This window comes from Puia sp. (genome assembly GCF_035546395.1).
Lineage (GTDB): Bacteria > Bacteroidota > Bacteroidia > Chitinophagales > Chitinophagaceae > Puia.
Genome location: NZ_DASZXR010000001.1, coordinates 220,194 through 226,745, shown reverse-complemented (window position 1 = coordinate 226,745; position 6,552 = coordinate 220,194). Strand labels below are relative to the sequence as shown.

3 protein-coding genes are annotated in these 6,552 nt (G+C 55.5%); 1 reads left to right on the top strand and 2 read right to left on the bottom strand.

Annotation, left to right across the window (positions count from 1 at the left end; all coding sequences use genetic code 11):
• Window positions 1–715 precede the first annotated feature (715 nt).
• On the bottom strand, window positions 716–1,489 hold the full coding sequence (gene truA / locus VHE34_RS01020) for a tRNA pseudouridine(38-40) synthase TruA (protein ID WP_325583638.1): 774 nt from the start codon (window positions 1,487–1,489) through the stop codon (window positions 716–718).
• A gap of 438 nt (window positions 1,490–1,927) precedes the next feature.
• Window positions 1,928–3,829, bottom strand: a complete 1,902-nt coding sequence (locus VHE34_RS01015) for a hypothetical protein (protein ID WP_325583636.1) — start codon at window positions 3,827–3,829, stop codon at window positions 1,928–1,930.
• A gap of 205 nt (window positions 3,830–4,034) precedes the next feature.
• Here VHE34_RS01015 and VHE34_RS01010 point away from each other — a divergent pair, with 205 nt between their 5' ends.
• Window positions 4,035–6,530 carry a M1 family metallopeptidase gene (locus VHE34_RS01010; RefSeq protein ID WP_325583634.1) on the top strand — a complete coding sequence of 832 codons (2,496 nt, stop codon included), beginning with the start codon at window positions 4,035–4,037 and terminating at the stop codon, window positions 6,528–6,530.
• The last annotated feature ends 22 nt before the right edge of the window (window positions 6,531–6,552 follow it).

Sequence of the window (6,552 nt, the reverse complement as noted above, 5' to 3'; positions counted from 1 at the left end):
CCATTGTAAATGTTGTTTGACGCTGACTATCAATTCTCTCGAAATGACGGTCATATTGTCGATTTTCTTTCGCTAATATAACCCTACCTAAAAAATTACTTCTTTAGTGCTATTGCTTCCATTCTTTCAAAGAACTTTTGGCTTTTTTTGCCACCCTTATTTTCGAAGGGGATGCAAAGGTAAGAGCCTTTATTAAACTATCAAAAACTTTCTACTGTTTTTTAGTCCCAGTTATTCACAGAAGATGTGAAAACAGTGTGCAGTATTTTGAAAGATCTAATCGAACTGTTGTCGGCCACAGGGCAGCGGGCCGAAGGCCCATTCAACTTGTTTTTTTTCACCAGAGGACATTTTTCAAAACCCGAAGGTGAAAAAAATTTAGAGCGGACGGCAAAGATACAACTACTATTGTTAACACCAAATTTTTCCTTCGTTTTTTTGAGGGCTTCAGACCCTGCTTCTTTCCTGCTTTTTTGGGGTATTTGCTTGTCCGCTGTGTAAAGAACTTATCCGAGTGAGAGGCGTTTTGAGATGCTTTATTTCAAATCGGGTTGCAAAGATAAGCAGATGCACATTGCTGCCAAATCTTTTTTGAGAATTTCTGTTCCACGAAATGTGCATAACCCGTGAAACACCCTATCCATCGGCATTTCGGTGAAAATAAAAATATCCGCACGAGGACCGTCGTCAACTAACGGCAATGGATGCCATGGTTTTACAACCCTTTAACAATCGACGACGCGGCCGGCCTGACGATACTAACGGGAAAGAATACCTGCTGAAGGAAAAGACCGTGTCCCGGTGCGGAGAAATCGGCCAGTTGATTGTCTCGCTTTTCGAGGATCCCGCCGAACTCCGCAACACTGAGCTTGCCACGTCCGACCTGCACCATCGTACCGACGAGGCCGCGGACCATTCCGCGCAGAAAGCGGTTGGCCCTGACGCGATAAACAAGGCAGTTGCCATCCTCTTCCCATGCGCTGTCGAAGACGGTACAGAGGAAGGTCTTTACCTGGGTATTGCGTTTGGCAAAAGCGGTAAAATCCTGACAGGCGGGGACCAGGGCGGCGGCGGCTTTCAGCTTTTCGCGGTCCAGGGTGTAGGGGTAGAACCAGGCGCGGTCGGCGAGGAAGGGGTTCTTGGTGCGATAGATATAATACCGGTATTCCCGGCTGGTTGCATCGAAGCGGCAATGGGCATCGGCTGCAACAGGATAAACATTGAGCAGGACGATGTCCGCAGGAAGGATGGCATTGATGTTATAGAGGACCTGGCGATCTATAATTCCTTCGTAATCAAAGTGAAAAAAGTTTTGGAGCGCATGGACTCCAACGTCCGTACGGGAGGAGCCGGTGAGCTCGAAGCGGGCGCGGAAGAAGATGCCGAGGGCTTTTTCGACCTCCTGTTGGATGGAAATGGCGTTGTCCTGGATCTGGAATCCACTGTAGTTGGTGCCTTTATAGGCGAGTTCGAGGAAGTACCTGGGCATGGGCGCAAAGATACGGGCCCGCGGGGTTTTGGTGTGGGCCGGGCTCCGTGGGACTGGGATTTCGGTGGGGGCTTTTGGCAGGCGATGGGCTTTGGGGGCGCAGCGTTTCGGTGGAGGCAGCGTTTTTGGTGGAGGCCGCGCTTTTTGGCGGGGAGCTGGGTTTGGCGGGAGGCTATGTCACGGCAGGGGAACCGGGTTTGGTGAGGAGGCGATGTTACGGCGGCGGCGGCGGCTCGTTGGTGCGGCCTGGGGTTTGGTGTGGGCTGCGTTCTGGTCGGGTCCGTTTTGGCTGGGGGAGGGGCCGTGGGGGCGGCGTTCTTGCGCGGGCTGCGTTTTGGTTCGGGCTGCGTTTTTGTGCGGTCTGGGATTTGGTGCGGTCTGGGGTTTGGGGCGGTCGGGGTTTAGATGGAAGCTGGAAAAAGATACAGTCGCCAGTTATCAGTGGACGCCGGTGAGGGTTTTGAATTTGCTTTGATAGATCGGATCGGTCAGCAGGCCGCCGAGCTCGCGGAAGTGCTCATCGGCGGCGAAGGGATAGGCTGTTTCGAAGAAGCGGTATTTCGATGCGTCGGTAGTGAAGACTTCGCTGAGGGCCTTGATCTGGCGGGTATAAAAGCATTTGGCCTTGAATACTTTAAGAGCGGCAGCGATGCGTTCCTCGTCTTTTGCCACTTCCAACATCTTTACCCGGAGCTTGTCTATATCATAGTCGGTGGCGAATGCATGGCAGTCCGAATTGACATAAGGCAGCGGGCTCTTTGCCGCGGGCTTTTTGGACGAGTCGTTCGGGCGGCTCTTTTCGGCCGCCGGGGTTATTGGCGTCGGAACGATCTCCCGCACGCCGGAGGGGCTGTCCAGAGTCGATCCTTTTAATCGGGCGGAGGTAACGCGGCCGGAATCGGCGGTCCGAAGCCTGGTCGCGGCGGTCCGGGTAGAATCGGGGCCGGCGTTGCGAGACCTTCCCGAGGAACTGCGGCCGGAGTCGGCGGGGCTGGTATTCCGGATCTTTGCGGCGGCAGGGCGGCTGGAATCCGGGTTGGCATTGTGCGGCTTTGTGGCAGGGTGGCTGGAATCCGGGAAGGCGTTGTGCGGCTTTGTGGCGTTGCGGCTGGAATCCGGATTGGAATTGCGCTGTTTTGCGGCAGGGCGGCTGGAATCCAGGTTGGTATTGCGACGCTTTGCTGCGGCGGTCTGAGGGGTGTCCAGGGGGATGATGACGACGACAGTATCCGACTTGGCATCCTTGCCTTTGTCGGCATAAACGAGCCGCATGTTGCGGGTCAACTTGCGTTCGCTGAGCTTGACGACCGAAGGGATCGGGAGATAAAGGGCCCGGCGGGCGGAAGAGTCGGTTTCGAGCGGTGGGCCGGACCTGAAAGAGTTGGCAGCCGGGCTGTCGGCTTTGGCGGTATTGCTGCCGGCGGGGATAGCGGAAGGATCGGACTTCGGCTGGAGAGTGGCGGAGTTGCCGGGGCGGGTAGCCGGGGAGCCGACGGTCTCGGGCCTGATGACCGGCGTGTCGATCCGGCTGATGGGGGCGGTGGCCGTATCAGGCTTGTTGCCGGGTGCGGCGTTTGCCGGGGTACCGGCCGTGGCGGTACTGGTTACGGGATTACCGGGCGGGGGAAGGCCGGCTGAGGCGGTACCGGCTGTGGAAATACCGGCGTTGGGGGTACCGGCTGGGGGAATACGGGGCGTGGGGGTACCGGCGGAGGCGGTACTGGTTGCGGGGGAATCGGCGGAGGAGGGCCTGGTTGAGGGAGTATCTGCAGCGCTGGTACCTGTTGCGGGTGTGTTGGTTGCCGGGATTTCTCCCGCGGCGGTTCCCGTCGGAGCCGTTCCAGCGGTTCCGGGCCGGATCGCAGGTGTTACGGCCAGCTCGGAGCCGGCATAATCATTATACAGCACGGCCGTATCGTGCACGACGTCGGCCATCATTCGCGAGAAGGCGTCATCGCGGCGGACGCCGATGGCCCGCACTTCTTCTCTCCCACCCGACCGGGACACCGCCGTTAGCCATTCCTTTGTTTGCGTGTCGTAAAGATCCCACCCCGCTTCGCCCCGGTCCCTGATCTCGAACTCCTGATCTTTCCGGGAAGGCGTCAACGCATAGCTTTGTTCGACGCCGGGCCGGCCTGTGCGGCCGATGGCCATCGTATACGTGCTGTCCTTTAACTGTGAAAGGATGAGATGCCCACCGGGCGTAGAACTATATAACTGCGTACCGAGCCGGACGTAGAAGGGCTGCCGATTGCCGGATTGGAGTAGGACGAAGTAGCCTTGCGCATAGTTGCTACCGGTTATGAGCGAAAACAAAAGGACCAGGCCGAGCTTACACATGTTTTGGGGGGTTATGCTCCGGCGTACCCGCGGCAGACAGGGGCCGGTGCATATTTTAACAGGGTTTAACGAGAAACCACCCGCAAGTTACAAAAAAGGAGGCGGACTGCGGGCATCGAAAAAGGGATAGACGGCGGTAGACGGTGACGGATCAACTGTTATCTTTATCGGCAAGAAACAAAATACTATGCACGTTTATCAACACATGAGGTATCGAGACAAGTTATTGACGGCCCTGCTTCCGGGGCTTTTGGCCGGAACGCTGCTGGCGAAGGCCCAGGAGGCGCAGCAGCCGGACGAATCCTGGAAAAAGGTGTATCGGGCTACGGCGACCAAATACGACGACCTGGTGAACACGAAGCTGGACGTCAGATTCGACTATGAGAAATCCTATATGTATGGCAAGGCCTGGGTGACGCTCAAACCGCACTTCTACCCTACTGATACGGTTTCGCTGGACGCAAAAGGGATGGACATCCACAAAGTCGAGCTTGACCGGAACGGTAAGACGACCCCATTGAAATATACCTATGACGGGATGGTGCTGCGTGTTCAGCTGGACCGCACCTATAAATACACAGACAAATACACGTTGTTCATCGACTATACGGCCAAACCGAATGAGCTGAAGGTGAAGGGCAGCGCGGCGATAACGGATGCGAAAGGCCTCTATTTCATCAACCCGAAAGGAGAGGACAAGAACAAACCCACGCAGATATGGACACAGGGGGAAACGGAGGCCAACTCGGTTTGGTTCCCTACCATCGATAAGCCCAATCAGAAGACGACGGAGGAAATCTTCATGACAGTGCCGTCGAAATATGTGACGCTGTCGAACGGCCTGATGGTGGGACAGAAAGACAATGGCGACGGGACGCGGACGGACCATTGGAAAATGGATCTGCCGCATGCGCCCTACCTGTTCTTTATGGGGGTAGGCGACTATGCGATCGTCAAGGATTCTTACAAAGGCAAAGACGTCAACTACTACGTCGAGAAGGAATATGCCCCGGTGGCCAAACGCATTTTCGGCAACACGCCGGAGATGATCGCCTTCTATTCGCGGATCACGGGAATCGACTATCCCTGGCCCAAGTATGACCAGATCGTCGGTCGCGACTATGTGAGCGGCGCCATGGAGAATACCACCTCCACGCTCCACGGGGAAGCGGCGCAACAGGACGCCCGCGAGCTGACGGATGGCAACGGTTGGGAAGATGTCATCGCGCACGAGCTTTTCCATCAATGGTTCGGCGACCTGGTGACAACGGAGAGCTGGAGCAACATCACGTTGAACGAATCCTTCGCCGACTATAGCGAAACGTTGTGGAATGAATACAAATACGGAAAGGACGCAGGTCAGGCCGTCAACTTCCAGGGAATTCAGAGCTACCTGCAGCAGCCGGAGAATGCGACGAAGAACCTGGTTCGTTTCCACTACGCGGACAAAGAAGACGTGTTCGACCAGGTGAGCTATCCGAAGGGGGGGCGCATCCTTAATATGTTGCGCAATTATGTCGGGGACAGCGCTTTCTTCAAATCGCTGAACCTGTACCTGACGACGAACAAGTTCAAATCGGCCGAGGCACAGCAGCTGCGGCTGGCTTTTGAAGAGGTGACGGGCGAAGATCTGAACTGGTACTGGAATCAGTGGTATTATGGCGCCGGTCATCCAAAATTGAAGATCGATTACGTGTATGACGATGCGGCAGGTAAGGTACAGGTGATCGTGGATCAAACACAAGGTGCGGACAACCTGTTCCGGCTGCCGGTCGCGATCGACGTTTATAATGGCCCGAACAAGGAGCGTCACAAAGTATGGATCGAGGATAAGACGGACACCTTTACCTTCACCTATAAGTCCCGGCCTGACCTGGTCAACGTAGATGGCGACAAGGTGTTGCTGTGTCAAAAAGAGGACAACAAGACGTTGGAGAACTTTATCCACCAATATAAATATGCCGGCAATTATGTCGACCGGCGCGAGGCGGTGGAATATTGCGCCAAGCACCAGGACGATGCGAAGGCGGTGGACCTTTTAAAGGCGGCGGTGAAAGACAAATACTATCGCATCCGGACCTTTGCCCTGGGCAAGCTGGACTTCAAGCGGGATGCGGTGAAGACGGCGTTTGAGCCCCTGGTGGCGCAACTGGCCGGGAATGATCCGAGCCGGGTGGTAAAAGCCAAAGCGATTGATATCCTTGGCGGATTTGGCAATTCGGCGTATCTGCCTTTGTTTATCAAGGCGACGGCCGACAGCTCGTATACCGTTGCGGGAAATGCGTTGGAGGCGTTATCCGACCTGGACAGCGCGAGTGCGCTGGCGTTGGCCAAGAAGATGATGAAGGCGCCGGCGAAGGGTGAGCTGCAGATGGCGATCTCGACGGTGTTGATCAAGTCGGGGGATGAGGCTGATTTCGATGCGATCTCGGACAATTTCGAGAAGATGCCTGTGGGTCAGACGAAATTCCAGTTCATGATGCCTTATTCGAAGATGCTGACAAAGGTGCAGAATACGGAAAAGGTGAAGCGGGGTGTGGATCTGCTAGTGCAGTTCAAGGAGGCGATCCCGCAGGCCTACCGGAAACAGACGGACCCTTATTTTGACAATGCGTTGAAGGGGTTGGCGAACCAGAAGGAGAAGGAGGGGAAGACGGATCAGGCGGAATACATCAACTCGAAGTTGACGAAAGGATTCTAAGAAATTGAAAGGGGCCCCTGAG

What these genes read in the sequence shown, in the direction of transcription:
- truA (WP_325583638.1), bottom strand. Translation starts at nt 1,489, where the DNA reads ATGCCCAGGTACTTCCTCGAACTCGCCTATAAAGGCACCAACTACAGT.
- VHE34_RS01015 (WP_325583636.1), bottom strand. Translation starts at nt 3,829, where the DNA reads ATGTGTAAGCTCGGCCTGGTCCTTTTGTTTTCGCTCATAACCGGTAGC.
- VHE34_RS01010 (WP_325583634.1), top strand. Translation starts at nt 4,035, where the DNA reads ATGAGGTATCGAGACAAGTTATTGACGGCCCTGCTTCCGGGGCTTTTG.